16 protein-coding genes and 2 tRNA genes are annotated in these 15,920 nt (G+C 41.1%); 2 read left to right on the forward strand and 16 right to left on the reverse strand.

The window, feature by feature from the left end; all coding sequences use genetic code 11:
- Nucleotides 1-154 precede the first annotated feature (154 nt).
- Nucleotides 155-1,141, forward strand: coding sequence for an L-lactate dehydrogenase (locus MK396_RS06105; protein WP_000204722.1), 987 nt, complete (start codon nt 155-157; stop codon nt 1,139-1,141).
- 274 nt (nt 1,142-1,415) lie between these two features.
- Here the strand turns inward: MK396_RS06105 and MK396_RS06110 are convergent, their stop codons facing one another.
- Both MK396_RS06110 and MK396_RS06115 read right to left on the reverse strand, forming a co-directional pair.
- Nucleotides 1,416-1,691, reverse strand: coding sequence for an HU family DNA-binding protein (locus MK396_RS06110; RefSeq protein ID WP_001284630.1), 276 nt, complete (start codon nt 1,689-1,691; stop codon nt 1,416-1,418).
- A gap of 106 nt (nt 1,692-1,797) precedes the next feature.
- Nucleotides 1,798-2,634, reverse strand: a complete 837-nt coding sequence (locus tag MK396_RS06115; RefSeq protein ID WP_268724000.1) for a DegV family protein — start codon at nt 2,632-2,634, stop codon at nt 1,798-1,800.
- A gap of 141 nt (nt 2,635-2,775) precedes the next feature.
- Between MK396_RS06115 and MK396_RS06120 the strand changes: the two genes are divergently transcribed.
- A complete protein-coding gene (locus MK396_RS06120; protein ID WP_268724001.1) occupies nt 2,776-3,624 on the forward strand; it encodes a YitT family protein in 849 nt (282 codons plus the stop codon).
- 21 nt (nt 3,625-3,645) lie between these two features.
- On the opposite strand, the gene MK396_RS06125 is transcribed toward MK396_RS06120, so the two are convergent.
- The 14 genes from MK396_RS06125 to MK396_RS06190 all read right to left on the reverse strand — a co-directional run bounded on the left by MK396_RS06125 (nt 3,646) and on the right by MK396_RS06190 (nt 15,911).
- On the reverse strand, nt 3,646-5,043 hold the full coding sequence (locus MK396_RS06125) for an APC family permease (protein ID WP_268724002.1): 1,398 nt from the start codon (nt 5,041-5,043) through the stop codon (nt 3,646-3,648).
- Between the two features lie 124 nt (nt 5,044-5,167).
- Nucleotides 5,168-6,580, reverse strand: a complete 1,413-nt coding sequence (sufB, locus tag MK396_RS06130; RefSeq protein WP_268724003.1) for a Fe-S cluster assembly protein SufB — start codon at nt 6,578-6,580, stop codon at nt 5,168-5,170.
- Between the two features lie 57 nt (nt 6,581-6,637).
- Nucleotides 6,638-7,078, reverse strand: a complete 441-nt coding sequence (sufU, locus tag MK396_RS06135) for a Fe-S cluster assembly sulfur transfer protein SufU (RefSeq protein ID WP_268724004.1) — start codon at nt 7,076-7,078, stop codon at nt 6,638-6,640.
- Nucleotides 7,065-8,291: a cysteine desulfurase gene (locus MK396_RS06140; protein WP_268724005.1), complete on the reverse strand. Its 1,227-nt coding sequence runs from the start codon at nt 8,289-8,291 to the stop codon at nt 7,065-7,067. The genes sufU and MK396_RS06140 overlap by 14 nt, the downstream gene beginning before the upstream one ends.
- 10 nt (nt 8,292-8,301) lie before the next feature.
- Nucleotides 8,302-9,564 (reverse strand): Fe-S cluster assembly protein SufD, encoded by a 1,263-nt coding sequence (sufD, locus tag MK396_RS06145; RefSeq protein WP_268724006.1) that lies wholly within the window; start codon nt 9,562-9,564, stop codon nt 8,302-8,304.
- 27 nt (nt 9,565-9,591) lie between these two features.
- A complete protein-coding gene (sufC, locus tag MK396_RS06150) occupies nt 9,592-10,362 on the reverse strand; it encodes a Fe-S cluster assembly ATPase SufC (RefSeq protein WP_033606356.1) in 771 nt (256 codons plus the stop codon).
- Between the two features lie 151 nt (nt 10,363-10,513).
- Nucleotides 10,514-10,708: a DUF3272 family protein gene (locus MK396_RS06155; protein ID WP_001081611.1), complete on the reverse strand. Its 195-nt coding sequence runs from the start codon at nt 10,706-10,708 to the stop codon at nt 10,514-10,516.
- Between the two features lie 27 nt (nt 10,709-10,735).
- On the reverse strand, nt 10,736-12,391 hold the full coding sequence (gene dnaX, locus MK396_RS06160; protein WP_268724007.1) for a DNA polymerase III subunit gamma/tau: 1,656 nt from the start codon (nt 12,389-12,391) through the stop codon (nt 10,736-10,738).
- Nucleotides 12,391-12,888, reverse strand: coding sequence for a GAF domain-containing protein (locus MK396_RS06165; protein ID WP_061598280.1), 498 nt, complete (start codon nt 12,886-12,888; stop codon nt 12,391-12,393). Before MK396_RS06165 ends, dnaX begins: the two co-directional genes overlap by 1 nt.
- A gap of 82 nt (nt 12,889-12,970) precedes the next feature.
- Complete coding sequence (gene rpsA, locus MK396_RS06170; protein ID WP_001001620.1) at nt 12,971-14,173, reverse strand: 30S ribosomal protein S1; 1,203 nt, start codon at nt 14,171-14,173, stop codon at nt 12,971-12,973.
- Between the two features lie 162 nt (nt 14,174-14,335).
- Nucleotides 14,336-14,407: transfer RNA gene (locus tag MK396_RS06175), tRNA-Gln, on the reverse strand.
- Between the two features lie 8 nt (nt 14,408-14,415).
- Nucleotides 14,416-14,496 (reverse strand) — tRNA-Tyr (locus MK396_RS06180).
- Nucleotides 14,497-14,545: 49 nt separating this feature from the next.
- Complete coding sequence (locus MK396_RS06185; protein WP_268724029.1) at nt 14,546-14,776, reverse strand: DUF2969 domain-containing protein; 231 nt, start codon at nt 14,774-14,776, stop codon at nt 14,546-14,548.
- 112 nt (nt 14,777-14,888) lie between these two features.
- Nucleotides 14,889-15,911 carry a branched-chain amino acid aminotransferase gene (locus tag MK396_RS06190; RefSeq protein WP_268724008.1) on the reverse strand — a complete coding sequence of 341 codons (1,023 nt, stop codon included), beginning with the start codon at nt 15,909-15,911 and terminating at the stop codon, nt 14,889-14,891.
- Between the last annotated feature and the right edge of the window lie 9 nt (nt 15,912-15,920).

Consider the following 15,920-nt stretch of genomic DNA (forward strand, 5'->3'; position numbering starts at 1 on the left):
TATACCATAATTTGTCCTTCATTTCAGTCTTTGAAAACCACTAAAACGTTTACATCGATAACCGAATAGAATATTCGTGACAAAGCTTTTTAAAAGTGATAGAATGAAAGTGTCTGGGGATTCCCCTAAAAAAAATGAAGGAGATGTTTAGATAATGACTTCAACTAAACAACACAAAAAAGTGATCCTTGTTGGTGACGGTGCCGTAGGTTCATCTTACGCTTTTGCACTTGTTAACCAAGGAATTGCACAAGAGCTTGGAATTATCGAAATTCCACAATTACACGAAAAAGCTGTTGGTGATGCGCTTGACCTTAGCCACGCCCTTGCCTTCACTTCACCTAAAAAAATCTACGCTGCTCAATACTCTGACTGTGCAGACGCTGATCTTGTTGTTATCACTGCAGGTGCTCCTCAAAAACCAGGTGAAACTCGTCTTGACCTTGTAGGTAAAAACTTGGCTATCAACAAATCAATTGTAACACAAGTCGTTGAATCAGGTTTTGATGGTATCTTCCTTGTTGCGGCTAACCCAGTTGATGTTTTGACTTACTCAACTTGGAAATTCTCTGGATTCCCTAAAGAACGTGTTATCGGTTCAGGTACTTCACTTGACTCAGCACGTTTCCGTCAAGCACTTGCTGAAAAATTGGATGTTGATGCTCGTTCAGTTCACGCCTACATCATGGGTGAACACGGAGATTCTGAATTTGCGGTTTGGTCACATGCCAACATCGCTGGTGTAAACCTTGAAGAATTCCTTAAAGATACTCAAAACGTTCAAGAAGCTGAATTGATTGAATTATTCGAAGGTGTTCGTGACGCTGCCTACACAATCATCAACAAAAAAGGAGCTACCTACTACGGTATCGCAGTAGCACTTGCTCGTATCACAAAAGCAATCCTTGATGACGAAAATGCAGTACTTCCACTTTCAGTCTTCCAAGAAGGTCAATACGGTGTTAAAAACGTCTTTATCGGTCAACCAGCTGTTGTTGGTGCACACGGTATCGTTCGTCCAGTAAACATCCCATTGAACGACGCTGAAACTCAAAAAATGCAAGCATCTGCTAAAGAATTGCAAGCTATCATTGATGAAGCATGGAAAAACCCTGAATTCCAAGCAGCTTCTAAAAACTAATTAAAAGAAGGTTCTCAAACATGGGAACCTTTTTTCTTTTACTGTAAAGGCTTAAACCCTATTTTTCAAAAGACTACTTATCTCAGAAGTTATATATCATATCAAATACTCGATTGAAAAAACACCTAAATTTATATATAACTAAAGAAATGAAATCAACAGTGGTAGATATCATGAAAAAGTATTCGTCTTTGCCCCAAAATGCCCCAAAGCAACAAAAAAAGCCTATTGACCAAGCTAGAAAGCTTGATACAATAGGCTTTTTCTAAATTCATTATTTAACAGCGTCTTTAAGAGCTTTACCAGCTTTGAATGCTGGTACTTTAGAAGCTGCGATTTCGATTTCTTTACCAGTTTGTGGGTTGCGACCTTTACGTGCAGCGCGTTCACGAACTTCAAAGTTACCAAAACCAATTAATTGAACTTTTTCACCAGCTGCAAGGTATTCAGTTACTGCTGCAAATACAGCGTCAACTGCTGCTGCTGAATCTTTCTTAGTCAAGTCTGTAGCTTCTGCCACTTTAGCGATCAAATCTTGTTTGTTTGCCATGTTAACAAATCCTCCAAATAATTTCTGATTAACAAATATAATCATATCCTAAAATTGCCCATAGGTCAAGTCAAAAGCGCCATTTCAAACATTTTTCTCTATTTTTTTAGGAATTATAGCGGATTAGAATTGCCCAAGCATTCTCTCCAGTATGAGTTTGAATAATAGAGCCAGTTTCCAGTACAGAGATTGGTTTCTCAACATAGGATTGCAATAAACTCTTCATCTCATTCGCCCATTCATTCGTTCCAGCATAGGAAATTCCAATTTCTGCAACTGATTTTTGGGAAAGAGTATTGGTTAATTCCTCAAGCCATTTTTTGAAAGTTTTCGCACCACGTCCTTTGACGATTGGTTGGAGTTCGTGGTTTTTCATCTGCATCACTACACGAATATTTAATAGTGAGCTTAATAGTCCCGTCACACGTCCAATACGCCCTCCTTTCACTAGGTTTTCTAGAGTCGAAACACCGATATAAAGCTCTGTGTGATTCTTCACTTCTTCTATATGTGCTAGAATAGTTTCTAAATCTTTACCCTCTTTAGCAAGTTTTGCAGCTTCAACAACTTGAAACTTCATAGCCTGATCTGTAAAGGAACTATCAATGACCGTTACATCAGCAGTTGAGAGACTTGCCCCTTGGCGAGCAGCTTCCACAGTTCCAGACAAGGCATGGGACATGTGAATGGCGATAATTTGACTGCCGTCTTTACCTAGTTCTTCAAAGACCTCAGCAAACACTCCTACAGGGGGCTGGCTTGTTTTAGGCAGATTCTTACTTTGTTGCATAAGATGAAGGAATTCTCCCTCTTTCAAATCTGCATCCGAATAAAGCACACTATCAATCATAACTGATAGAGGAACAACAGTGATATTTAATTCTTTAACTACTTCTGGTTCGATAGTAACAGAAGAGTCCGTTACAATTTTTACTTGTGTCATAATTCAATCTTTCTATTCTTCTCGATAGGATTGGGATTTTCTCCTTTATTATATCAAAAAAATAAGAAAAAATCATAAGTGATCCGATGAAAAAAACTGAATTTTTGGTATAATCTATCTATAGAAAAGTGAGGAACAGCCATGATTCGAAAACTTCAACCGATTATTACCATTATTTTGGGAGCTGCTATCTATGCCTTCGGTCTTACCTACTTTGTTGTTCCTTATCATTTATTTGAGGGAGGAGCGACAGGTATTACCTTGATTACCTACTATCTTTTTAAGATTCCTGTCTCATTGATGAACCTCTTGATTAATATCCCTTTATTTATCCTGGCTTGGAAAATATTTGGACCTAAGACCCTCTACTCCAGCCTTCTAGGATCTATTTCACTTTCCGTTTGGCTAGCAATTTTTGAACGCATTCCTTTGCACATCGACTTGCAAGGTGATCTCATCATTGTCGCTTTAGTCTCAGGAGTCTTACTAGGGGTTGGTTTAGGAATTATCTTTAATGCTGGTGGAACCACTGGTGGTTCTGATATCGTTGCCCGTATCCTTAACAAATACACCAATCTTTCGATTGGGAAATTGCTTTTTGGAATTGACTTTTTCATTTTAATGTTAATTCTGCTTATTTTCCAAGATCTCCGTCTTGTGACCTATACTCTCTTGTTTGACTTCATCATCGCTCGCGTTATTGACCTGATTGGTGAAGGAGGTTACGCTGGCAAAGGATTTATCATCATTACTCAATATCCTGACCAACTGGCTGATAAGATTAATGAGGAGCTTGGCCGTGGTGTGACCTTTATATCTGGTCAAGGTTATTACAGTAAGAAAGATTTAAAAATTATTTACTGTATCGTCGGTCGGAACGAGATCGTCAAAATGAAGGACATGATTCACCAAGTCGATCCTCAGGCCTTTATCACCATCACAGAAGCCCATGAAATTCTGGGTGAAGGCTTTACTTATGTGAAAGATTAAAAAGCTGGGATTTCCCAGCTTTTATTTTTCTTCTGTGAGGGTTGAATGATGATAACCATAAGTAAAGTAGATGACTAGACCAACTACAAGAGCAATACCAAAGGCAATCCAGGTATCTAGACTATATTGAAGCATAAAGGAAACACAGATAAGGATGGAAAGGATTGGCAAAAGTGGCACCAAAGGAGTTTTAAACTCTCCTTTTTGGGGCATACCCTTATCTTTTCTGAGTTTTACTATTCCGTAGGCTAGTAAAATGAGATAAGCTAGCGTACAGATATTTAGGAAGGCTGCAATACTGGCTAGAGGAAACACTCCGGCAGCAAGGGCTGAAACAACTCCTGTTAAGAGGGTCGCATTTTTAGGAACGCGACTGGTCTTGCTTAGTTGTTTGAAACTTTGAGGTAAAAGTCCATCACGTGCTAAGCTATATATCATTCGAGACAAAGCATAAGTCATGGAAATACATACCGTTATCAGGGTGAGAATGGCTACGAGCGAAACATAGTTGGCTGCCCAACCGATACCAATACTCCGTAATGAAAATGCTACTGCATCGTCCACATTGAGCTTACTGTAGTGAACAATCCCTGTCAATACTAAGGTTACCAAGGCATAGAGAATGGTGACGATTGTCAGAGAAAGTACAATTCCACGAGGAATATTTTTTTGCGGGCTTTGGATTTCATCAACTGCCATGGAAATAGACTCAAATCCGAGAAATCCAAAGAACATCAAAGATGCACCTGCCATAATCCCAGTGCTTCCTCCATAAATCTGGCCAAAGCCAAAAGGAGCAAAATTCGACCAATTTTCAGGTTTGATGTACCAAATACCAACTAGGATAAATAAGGCTAGAGCAGAGAATTTCAAGATTACTAGAAGCGAATTAAAGCGTAAGGCTGCCTTGGAATTTAATAAAACCAATCCTGTTACCAAGGTCAGCACCAAAATAGGTAGAAGGTCGATATAGGTCCCTTGTTCAGGGTTGAAGGTGTCATTTAAGGCTTGGGGCATGGAGATACCATAATCACTGAGTAAGCCCTTAAAGTAAGCTGCCCAGCCAGACGCCACACCTGAAACAGCTGTCATGAATTCCATGATGGTCAACCAGCCAGCAATCCAGGCTGGCAATTCTCCTAAAATCGCATAGAGATAACTATAAGCACCTCCAGTTGCAGGTACACGAGAGGCAAATTCTGCAAAAAAGAGAGCTGATAAAGAAACACATAAGGCAGAAATCACAATGGAAATCACTAGTGAGGGACCAGCTAGAGTAGCCGCTGCTGTTCCTGTAATGGTGAAAATCCCCGTCCCTACCATGGCACCGATTCCCAATAGAATCAAATCCCACAATTTCAAATGGCGACGCATCTCTGTCTGTCTCAGACTAACATCTTTGGTTCTAAAAATATTCATACTCCATCTCCACTAAATGTAATTGTTTTATTTTACCATATAAAAGCATTTTTGTGAATATTTATTAGGTTCTTTTTTGAAAAAATCTGAACAGGAACTCTTCCTGTTCAGATTTTGCATATTCTTATCCGACTGAACCTTCCATTTCATAGCTAATCAAGCGGTTCAGCTCAACCGCGTATTCCATTGGAAGTTCTTTTGTGAAGGGCTCTACAAATCCCATGACAATCATCTCGGTTGCCTCAGATTCCGACAAGCCACGGCTCATGAGGTAATAGAGTTGTTCCTCTGAAATCTTAGATACCTTAGCTTCGTGTTCCAAAGCAACTTGCGAGTTGTGAATTTCATTAAATGGAATGGTATCTGACGCTGATAAGTCATCCATGATAATGGTGTCACACTCGATGTGAGAAACAGATTTCTTGGAGCTTTTGTTAAAGGTTACTTGTCCACGGTAGTCCACCTTTCCTCCACCTTTAGCGATGGATTTAGACACGATAGACGAGCTTGTATGTGGAGCGTTGTGAATCATCTTGGCACCCGTATCTTGGTGTTGCCCTGCATTGGCAAAGGCAATAGAAAGCATGGTTCCACGCGCACCTTCTCCATCTAGGTAAACAGATGGGTATTTCATGGTTGTTTTGGCACCCAAGTTACCATCAATCCACTCAACAGTCGCATCTTTCAAGGCTTTGGCACGTTTTGTTACCAAGTTATAGACGTTATCAGACCAGTTTTGGATGGTTGTATAACGCATGTAAGCTCCATCCAAGGCAAAGATTTCTACAATGGCAGCGTGCAAGCTGTTGCTTGAATATGTTGGTGCTGTACATCCTTCTACGTAGTGGACGCTTGCTCCCTCGTCAACGATAATCAGGGTACGTTCAAACTGACCAGTATTTTCGTTGTTGATACGGAAGTAAGTTTGAAGCGGAATATCTACCTTGACCCCTTTTGGTACGTAGATAAAGGTTCCACCAGACCACACTGCCGAGTTGAGGGCTGCCAACTTATTATCAGTCGGCGGTACCAACTTCGCAAAATATTGTTTGAACAAGTCTGGGTATTCCTTGAGGGCAGAATCTGTATCTGTAAAGATGATACCTAACTTCTCAAATTCTTCCTTCATGTTATGGTAAACTACTTCTGACTCATACTGGGCAGAAGCTCCAGCTAGATAGGCACGCTCAGCTTCAGGAATCCCGATACGTTCAAAGGTTTCTTTGATTTTTTCAGGAACGTCATCCCAAGAACGGGCTGGTTTGTCAGATGGTTTTTGGTAGTAGATTAAGTCATCAAAGTCAATCTCTGACAAGTCTGCTCCCCAGGTTTGCATAGGCATTTTTTTGAAGGTTTCATAAGACTTCAAACGGAATTCTAACATCCACTCAGGTTCTCCCTTGGCAGCAGATAATTCACGGATAACACCTTCGTTGAGTCCTTTTCCTGTCGATAGGACAGGCTCTACATCATCATGGAAACCAAATTTATATTCACCAAGGTCAATTGGTTTTGGTTCTACTCTTTCTTCAGCCATAATATCCTTTCTTTCATTCTTCATTTCTACTGATTCATAAGACAAAAGAAACTTGTCTTACTGTTTTTCTTGATCTTCAATTGTTTTCTTAAGTGCATTCCAAGCTAGAGTTGCACACTTTATCCGTTGAGGGAATTTTGCAACACCTGACAAGAGAGCTGCATCACCTAGTTGGTCTTGGCGGTCATCTTTTTGACCTTGAACCATTTCAGAAAAGATAGTCGCAAGCCCTAGGATTTCTTGCTTGGTCTTGCCCAAAACTGCATCTGTCATCATACTAGCAGAGGCAGTTGAAATGGTGCATCCTGAATTTAGAAAAGCAATATCTTCCAAACGGTCCTCTGCGTCAAACTTAACAGATAGATTAATAACATCCCCACAGGTTGGATTGTTGAGGCTGATTTGCTCAGCATCTTCCAGCTTCCCTTGGTGATGGGGATTTTTCGAATGGTCTGCCACCACTGCCATATAAAGGCTATCTAGTTTAGAAAGTGCCATTGAAAAACTCCTTTGTCTTTTGTAGGGCATCTACTAGCTTGTCGCAATCTGCATTAGTATTGTAGATATAGAAACTTGCACGAGCTGTTGCAGGTACATCCAAATACTGGAGCAAAGGTTGCGCGCAATGATGACCTGCACGAACTGCTACCCCTTCATAATCCAGTGCTGTAGCTAGGTCATGGGGATGAAGATCCCCTAAGTTAAAGGCAATGACACCTGACCGTTGAGACAAGTCCTGCGAACCGTAAATGGTCAAACCTTCAATGGCCTGCAGTTTTGGAAATACGTATGAGATTAATTCCTGCTCATGAGCTTTAATGGCATCCATACCAAGATTTTCAAGATAATCAACTGCTGCAGCAAGTCCGATAGCACCTGCCATATTGGGCGTTCCAGCCTCAAATTTCCAAGGTAATTCCTTCCAGCTAGCAGTTTGCTCGTAGACGAAATCAATCATCTCGCCACCAAATTCTACTGGTGACATTTGTTCAAGATACTTCTCTTTGCCGTAAAGGACACCGATACCAGTCGGACCAGCCATCTTGTGACCTGAAAAAGCAAAGAAGTCCACATCCAAGTCCTGGACATCAATCTTCATATGAGGCGTAGACTGAGCACCATCCACCACCATAATAGCTCCAACTTGGTGAGCCATTTGCGTGATTTCCTTGATCGGATTGACCACACCAAGGACATTTGAGGCGTGAGCTAGCGAGACAAACTTAACCTTATCAGTCAACTTAGCCTGCAAATCTTCCATATCCAGAGCTCCGTCCTTGAGATAAACATAGACAAGCTCTGCTCCAGTCTTACGACAAGCTTCCTGCCATGGAATGATATTGGAATGGTGTTCCATGATAGAAATCAAGACTTGGTCTCCCTCAGTCAAAACTTCCTCAGCAAAGCGTGCTACCCAGTTAAGACTGGTCGTCGTTCCTCTAGTAAAGAGTATTTCCTTTGTAGAGTCTGCATTGATAAACTTACGAATGGTTTCACGAGTGGCTTCATAGGAAGCTGTCGCACGCTCAGCCAAGGTATGAACACCACGATGAACATTGGCATTGTCCTGCTCATAGTAGCGGTTGATTGTTTCCAGAACTGCTAGTGGTTTTTGTGTCGTCGCAGCATTGTCCAGATAGACCAGAGGTTCATCGTTGACAATCTGGTCTAAAATTGGAAAATCCTTGCGAATCGCTTCTACATCTAACATAGGCTTCCCCTTAGCGTTTTGACAATTTTTCTTCGATAGTTGCAATCATTTCGTCTCGAACTTCTTTGACTGGAATCTCAACAATAACGGAACCAAGGAAACCACGAACAACCAAACGCTCTGCTGTTGCTTTGTCCAAGCCACGGCTCATAAGGTAGTACATATCTTCTGGATCCACCTGACCGATAGAGGCCGCGTGTCCTGCAGTAACGTCATTTTCGTCAATCAAAAGAATTGGGTTAGCATCTGAACGAGCCTGGTCTGAAAGCATGAGAACACGGCTTTCTTGTTGCGCATCCGCTCCCTTAGCGCCCTTGATGATGTGACCGATACCATTGAAGGTCAAAGTTGCTTTTTCAAGGATAACCCCATGTTGGAGGATATTTCCGACAGAATTGCATCCGTAGTTAGTCACTCGCGTATCAATCCCTTGTACCTGACGGCCACTTGAAAGAGCTACGGCTTTAAGGTCAGCATGGCTACCATTCCCAATCAAGTCGCTATCAAAGTCCGCAACAACATTTCCTTCGTTCATGACACCGATTGCCCAGTCAATGCTTGCATCGTTGCCTAGTTTACCACGACGGCTAATATAGGCCGTGACATTTTCACCCAGACGATCAATAGCGGCAAACTTCACTTGCGCACCAGAATGTGCAATCACTTCTACTGTGATATTTGCAGTTGCCTTAGCACTACCTTCACCACGTGACTCTAAACGTTCTAGGTAACTAATCTTAGAGTTTTTACCAGCAATGATAAGGATATGCTTGTTAAATGGCACATCGCTATCGCTATCTTGGTAGAAAATCCCTTCGATTGGCTCTTTAATCTCAACATTATCAGGAATGTAGAGAACAGCACCACTATTGAAATACGCTGTATGGTAGGCTGCCAACTTGTCATCGTCATACTTAACAGATGACATGAAGAATTCCTCGATAAGTTCGGGAATTTCTTCTAAAGCTGAGTGAAAGTCTGTAAAGACAACACCTTGTTCAGCCAACTCAACTGGAGTTTGTTCAAAAACAGTTTGCGTTCCTACTTGCACCAACTTCAAGTGATTATCTAAGGCTGTGAAATCTGGAACATTTGCTGATGGCTCACTTTCTGTAATCGTTCCATCACCTAGATTCCAACGATGGAATTTGACACGCTCAATAACTGGTAATTCTAAACTTTCAATCTTATCAAAAGCTTTTTGACGGAGGTCAGCCAACCAGCTTGGTTCAGCGTGCATTTCTGAAAAAAGTTTAATAGTTTCTTTAGTCATTTACTTCTCCTAAAAGATACGAGGGAATTACAATTCTTCCTTGTAGTCGTAGCCAAGTTCTTCAGCTAGTTTTGCGTATCCTTCACGCTCCAAACGCGCAGCCAATTCTGGACCACCAGAAAGGACAACACGCCCTTCCATCATCACGTGTACCACATCTGGCGTGATATAATTCAAGAGACGTTGGTAGTGAGTAATGATCATAGCACCAAAGCCTTCGCCACGCATAGCATTGACACCTTTAGACACAACTTTAAGAGCATCGATATCAAGACCTGAGTCAATCTCATCCAAAAGGGCAAAAGTTGGTTCCAACATCAAGAGTTGAAGAATTTCATTACGTTTTTTCTCTCCACCAGAGAAACCTTCGTTGAGGTAGCGCTCTGCCATTTCTTCTTTCATGTTGAGCAATTCCATTTTCTCATCTAGTTTAGTGATGAACTCTCGAATTGAAATCTTTTCATCGTCTTCTTTACCAGCATTCATAGCTGCACGAAGAAACTCAGCGTTAGTAATTCCAGGAATTTCTGATGGGTATTGCATAGCAAGGAAAAGTCCCATACGCGCGCGTTCGTCCACTTCCAACTCAAGGATGTTTACGCCATCAAACAAGACCTCCCCTTTGGTAACTTCATAGTTTGGATTTCCCATGATAGCGGCAGAAAGAGTTGATTTACCAGTACCATTTGGTCCCATGATAGCGGCGATTTCTCCTGTTTTCAGAGTCAGGTTGACTCCTTTCAAAATTTCTTTTCCTTCAATCTCAACGTGAAGATCTTTGATCTCTAATACTGACATGATAGTTCCTTTCTTTTTCTGGCCTACTTCCTTTATCCTTAGCGAAATCACTTACATTTCTCAAAAAACACAAGAAAAGGTCCATAAATATACTCTACTAGTATAACAAAAAAAAGCCTAAAAGGCTTTGATTTTGTCTAGAAGCTAGGAGCTAGTCCTTGCGATTTAGGTGCTGATCAATGGTGTCTACAATTTTTCCCATCACGTAACTTAACCTAAAATTTCGAAAGAGTAGAATGGCCCAAAAGGCTGCCATGAAATAACGCCCGGTCATCCAGGCTTCATTGAAAAAATAAGTCTCAGCAGCCGTAAATAACGCTATCATAATAAATTGTTGTCTATTCATAAACTTATTGTATCATGAAATCTTTCTTTAGTCTTCCTCTACCTTAACTTTATCAGCCAAAAATTCAAATCCTTCTGGAATCAGACTGTCTTCTGCTTCTTTTTCAACTTGAGAAGATTTAGCTTTAGCTGAAAAGGCCGCTCGAACCTCTTTCCATTCCTCTAAGGAAATCGCCAAGATTTCAGGTGAAAAACCTGCTGCCTGACTGAGGATGTTGCCAAACATGGTATTGAGATTGTCCCGTTTCATGGTTTGCCCTGCATTGAAATTAGACTCAAAGGCTAAAATAGCATGGTGTTCGTTTGCCGCAACTGGTTGAGAACCAACGAGCAGAGCCTTATCCGGACCAGCTAAGCTTTCAATCACTTCTCCCCATGCATTTTGGAGGCGAATCAAGTTTTGCCGTGCCAAATCAGGATTTTCGACAGCTTCTTGCAGGATAGTCTGAACTTTGTTGCGATCCACTCGATAGACTGTCTTGGAAGTGGCTGGACGGCTAGGGACTGGCGCCACTTGTTTAGGAGCTGTTTCAACATTGGCAAGTTCTTGTTTGAGACGAGCGACTTCCTGTCTCAGTGCAGCTATTTCACCTTCGACAGCTTCTGAAAGCACTGGTTCAGGCTTAATCTCAGCTAAACGAATGGTCATCATCTCAGCATAAATCTTAGGTTGCAGGCTTGCTTTCATATCTGCCAAGTTCACAGTCGCTATTCGAATCATTTCAAAGAGGCTTCCCTGAGATAAAGCTAGATTGTCCATAAAAACTGGACTATGATGAGTATTTTCGCCACCCGTCTGGACGACCAGTAAATCACGCAAATACTGCAAGAGATCCGTCACAAAACGAGTCATGCTCTTGCCATTCTCAAATAAAAGATTCAGAGAATCAAGTGCTTTTGGAACATCCTGCTGAGACAAGGCAGCTACATAGTCATCTAGTGCTGATAAACTAATGGTGCCTGTAATCTCCTCAGAGATAGCAGTCGTGAGCTCGTTTCCCTGTGTTAAACTCAAAGCTTGATCCAGAATGGACAAGGCATCCCGCATTCCACCTTCAGCTCGTCTGGCAATGATTTCCACAGCCTCCGGTTCAGAACTGATATTTTCTTTTTCTAGAATATGATAAATATGCTCCTTGATATCTTGAGTTTTAATCGATTTGAACTCAAAACGTTGAACACGCGATAAAATGGTTGCAGGAATCTTATGCAATTCAGTGGTCGCCAAGATAAAGACAACATTCTGAGTTGGCTCCTCAAGAGTCTTCAAAAGCGCATTGAAGGCTCCCGTAGACAGCATATGGACCTCGTCAATAATATAGACCTTGTAACGTGCTAAGCTAGGTGCATAGGTAGATTTGTCACGAATTTCACGGATTTCATCGACTCCGTTATTCGAAGCTGCATCCATTTCGATAACATCTTCTAGGCTACCTTCTGTCACAGCCTGACAGATATAGCAGTTATTACACGGTTCTCCGTCCACTTGGTTCGGACAGTTCATAGCCTTGGCAAAAATCTTGGCTACACTGGTTTTCCCAGTTCCACGAGGACCTGAGAAAAGATAAGCATGACTAATCTTTTCCTGCTCAACCGCTTGTTTTAGGGTTTTAGCCACAATCTCTTGGCCTACCAGTTGTGAAAAAGTCTGGCTTCTATATTTTCGATAAAGTGCTTGATACATTAGGCTTTCTCCTCAAACATCGTAAAGTCCCATTCTGTCTTCTCAAGCAAAATAGCGACAAATTGTTCCAAGTAATCACGGTCAATGGCATTGTAATCATCAATAAGTGAAGAATCCAGGTCTAAGACACCCAGCAATCGACCATTCTTGAGCATGGGAACTACGATTTCACTCTTGGCCATACTATCACAAGAAATGTAGTTTGGATAGGTGCTCACATCGCCAACTAAAACAGTATCTTGAAACTCAGCAGCTTCTCCACACACGCCTTTCCCAAGCGGAATGCGAATACAAGAAACACCCCCCTGAAAAGGCCCTAAAACCAACTCGCTACCATCAAACAGATAAAAACCTGCAAATACAGTATTTGGAAAGCGAGATTTTAGGAGGGCACTAGCATTCGAAAGATTGGCAAGAACATTGCTCTCACCTTCAAGTAAATAAGAGAGTTCCTCATTTAACAATTGATATTGTGATTGTTTTTCTGAATCTAACATAGAACTATTATATCAAAAATGGGAAAGAGACAAAAGAAAAATCCCTTGTTTTAAACAAAGGATTTTGCGATTATCAATTTGATTAAAGTTCGATATCACCGAACAAGTCAGCCATTGAGAATCCTGTTTGTGTTTCTGGAAGTTCGAAATCACGTTTTTCTTGACGTTTTGGACGACGTGGACGAGCAGCACGTTTTTCTTCTTTTTGTCCTTCTTCTTGAGCTGGACGTTCTTCAAGAGCTTTGATAGAAAGTGATACACGTTCTGCGTCAGCGTTAACATCAAGGACTTTAACAGTAACTTCTTGACCAACAGTAAGAGCTTCTTTTGGATTTTCGATACGTTTGTGTGAAATTTGTGATACGTGAACAAGTCCATCGATACCTGGCAATACTTCAACAAATGCACCGAAGTCAGTCAAACGTTTAACTGTTCCTTCTACTACATCACCTTTAGCCAATTTTTGCTCAACGCCATCCCATGGTCCAGGTGTTGTTGCTTTAAGTGAAAGGGATACGCGTCCTTCTTCTTCATTAAGATCAAGGACTTTAACTTCGATTTCTTCACCAACAGTTACAACTGATTTAGGTGACACGTTACGTTCGTGTGACAATTCAGTCAAGTGAACCAATCCGTCAACACCACCGAGATCGATGAAAGCACCGAAGCTAGTGATACGAGCAACTTTACCAGTTACTACATCACCAACAGCTAATTTACTGAATACTTCAGCACGAGCTGCTGCAGTAGCTGCTTCAACAACTTCACGACGTGAAAGGATGAAGCGGTTTTCTTTAGGATCAACTTCTTTGATTTTAGCATCAAATTCTTGACCTACGAAACGTTCAGTGTTACGTACGAAACGAGTATCCAACATTGAAGCTGGGATGAATCCACGAACACCTTCAAATTCTACTGAAAGTCCACCTTTAACGGCACGAGTTCCTTTAACAGTAACAACTTCTTCTTCGCGTCCAACAAGTTTGTCCCATGCTTTGCGAGCTTCAAGGCGTTTTTTAGATACAAGGTATGTAACTGTATCAGTATCTTTACCAACTACTTGACGAAGTACAAGAACATCCAATACTTCTCCTACTTTCACAAAGTCATTGATATCTGCATCGCGATCGTTTGTCAATTCGCGAAGAGTCAAGACACCTTCAACACCAGTCCCAGAGATTGCAACGTTAGCTTGAGTCGCATCAACTGTCAATACTTCAGCACTAACAACATCACCAGGCTCAACTTGGCTAACGCTATTTAGCAAATCTTCAAATTCGTTCATCTAAAAAATCCTCCAACAATCAAGTCTTTCCAAACTTGACATACTTATAATTTTTTTCCTAAGCACCCGCAAGGACATGTTCATATCGTTCACGTCTATCAATTATAAAAATAAAATACCCTAAGATATTTTTCTTTTTATCTTGAATTTATTACCTAAGAACTGGGGTAGCTGGATTCGAACCAACGCATGAGGGAGTCAAAGTCCCTTGCCTTACCGCTTGGCTATACCCCATTGATAAATGGAGAGAGAGGGATTCGAACCCCCGAACCCGAAGGAGCGGATTTACAGTCCGCCGCGTTTAGCCTCTTCGCTATCTCTCCAATGTTTAACGAGAACTATTATATCATGAAATTTTCAATAAAACAAGTATTATTTTGTCAAATTATAGTTTTCAATCAAAATTTCCACAGCTTTTTCAAGTTTTTTATAAAAACTATCGACATTTCCATTCTTTATGATGGCAAATTGGTTATCTAATTCGGCAATTTCGCCAATGACCTTTTTCCCAATTGTCAAAGCGTATCCTTCATAACTGTCTTTTCCAACAGTCACTTTAGCATCTGTTAATTGAATTTCAATTTTCTTATCTTTTTTACTCATACTGTACCTCTTTTCACTTTTTCTATTGTACAAGAAAAAGCTCAAACTAGCAAGAAAAAACTCCATTTCAGCCATTACAACTGCTATGGAGTTTCTCTTTGCTTCGTGTCTTTTAATCCACTTTGACAATCCATCCCTCTGGTGCTTCTACATCACCAAATTGGATACCAGTCAATTCATCATAGAGTTTACGTGTAACAGGACCTACTTCTGTTTCACTATAGAAAACATGGAAATCATCGCCATGTTGGATACCTCCAATTGGCGAAATGACCGCTGCAGTGCCACAAGCTCCTGCCTCTACAAAACGATCCAAATTATCGATTGGGACATCACCTTCAATCGGTGTTAAGCCCAAGCGGTGTTCTGCCAAGTAAAGCAAAGAGTACTTGGTAATAGATGGCAAGATGGATGGGCTCAATGGCGTAACAAATTCATTGTCTGCCGTGATTCCAAAGAAGTTGGCTGATCCGACTTCCTCAATCTTTGTATGTGTAGATGGGTCTAGGTAGATAACATCTGAGAAATGGCGTGACTTGGCCAACTTTCCTGGCAAAAGGCTAGCAGCATAGTTTCCTCCAACCTTAGCCGCACCTGTACCATTTGGAGCGGCACGGTCGTACTCATCTTGAATCAAGAAGTTGGTTGGAACTAAACCACCTTTAAAGTAATTTCCAACTGGCATAGCAAAAATGGTGAAAATGTACTCTTCTGCTGGTTTTACCCCGATAATATCTCCAACACCAATCAAGAGAGGACGAAGATAAAGGGTTCCACCTGTTCCGTATGGCGGGACATATTCTTCATTAGCACGCACAACTGCTTTACAAGCTTCTACAAACATTTCTGTTGGAACTTGTGGCATCAAGAGACGGTCACAAGTACGTTGTAGGCGTTTAGCATTTTCATCAGGACGGAAAAGTTGAATACTACCATCCTTCGTACGATAGGCTTTCAAGCCTTCAAATGCCTGCTGTCCATAGTGGAGGCTTGGAGAAGATTCAGAAATATGGAGAGTCGAGTCCTCTGTTAATTCTCCTTGATCCCATTGACCATTTTTGTAGTGAGCGATATAACGGTAAGGTAATTTCATATAAGAAAATCCAAGGTTTTCCCAATCAATTGCAACTGTCATGTGTTTCTC

Source organism: Streptococcus oralis (genome assembly GCF_026782235.1).
GTDB lineage: Bacteria > Bacillota > Bacilli > Lactobacillales > Streptococcaceae > Streptococcus > Streptococcus oralis_CC.

What these genes read in the sequence shown, in the direction of transcription:
- MK396_RS06105 (WP_000204722.1), top strand. Translation starts at nt 155, where the DNA reads ATGACTTCAACTAAACAACACAAAAAAGTGATCCTTGTTGGTGACGGT.
- MK396_RS06120 (WP_268724001.1), top strand. Translation starts at nt 2,776, where the DNA reads ATGATTCGAAAACTTCAACCGATTATTACCATTATTTTGGGAGCTGCT.
- MK396_RS06110 (WP_001284630.1), bottom strand. Translation starts at nt 1,691, where the DNA reads ATGGCAAACAAACAAGATTTGATCGCTAAAGTGGCAGAAGCTACAGAC.
- MK396_RS06140 (WP_268724005.1), bottom strand. Translation starts at nt 8,291, where the DNA reads ATGTTAGATGTAGAAGCGATTCGCAAGGATTTTCCAATTTTAGACCAG.
- MK396_RS06115 (WP_268724000.1), bottom strand. Translation starts at nt 2,634, where the DNA reads ATGACACAAGTAAAAATTGTAACGGACTCTTCTGTTACTATCGAACCA.
- sufD (WP_268724006.1), bottom strand. Translation starts at nt 9,564, where the DNA reads ATGACTAAAGAAACTATTAAACTTTTTTCAGAAATGCACGCTGAACCA.
- MK396_RS06165 (WP_061598280.1), bottom strand. Translation starts at nt 12,888, where the DNA reads ATGTTAGATTCAGAAAAACAATCACAATATCAATTGTTAAATGAGGAA.
- sufB (WP_268724003.1), bottom strand. Translation starts at nt 6,580, where the DNA reads ATGGCTGAAGAAAGAGTAGAACCAAAACCAATTGACCTTGGTGAATAT.
- rpsA (WP_001001620.1), bottom strand. Translation starts at nt 14,173, where the DNA reads ATGAACGAATTTGAAGATTTGCTAAATAGCGTTAGCCAAGTTGAGCCT.
- MK396_RS06125 (WP_268724002.1), bottom strand. Translation starts at nt 5,043, where the DNA reads ATGAATATTTTTAGAACCAAAGATGTTAGTCTGAGACAGACAGAGATG.
- MK396_RS06155 (WP_001081611.1), bottom strand. Translation starts at nt 10,708, where the DNA reads ATGAATAGACAACAATTTATTATGATAGCGTTATTTACGGCTGCTGAG.
- MK396_RS06185 (WP_268724029.1), bottom strand. Translation starts at nt 14,776, where the DNA reads ATGAGTAAAAAAGATAAGAAAATTGAAATTCAATTAACAGATGCTAAA.
- dnaX (WP_268724007.1), bottom strand. Translation starts at nt 12,391, where the DNA reads ATGTATCAAGCACTTTATCGAAAATATAGAAGCCAGACTTTTTCACAA.
- sufU (WP_268724004.1), bottom strand. Translation starts at nt 7,078, where the DNA reads ATGGCACTTTCTAAACTAGATAGCCTTTATATGGCAGTGGTGGCAGAC.
- sufC (WP_033606356.1), bottom strand. Translation starts at nt 10,362, where the DNA reads ATGTCAGTATTAGAGATCAAAGATCTTCACGTTGAGATTGAAGGAAAA.
- MK396_RS06190 (WP_268724008.1), bottom strand. Translation starts at nt 15,911, where the DNA reads ATGACAGTTGCAATTGATTGGGAAAACCTTGGATTTTCTTATATGAAA.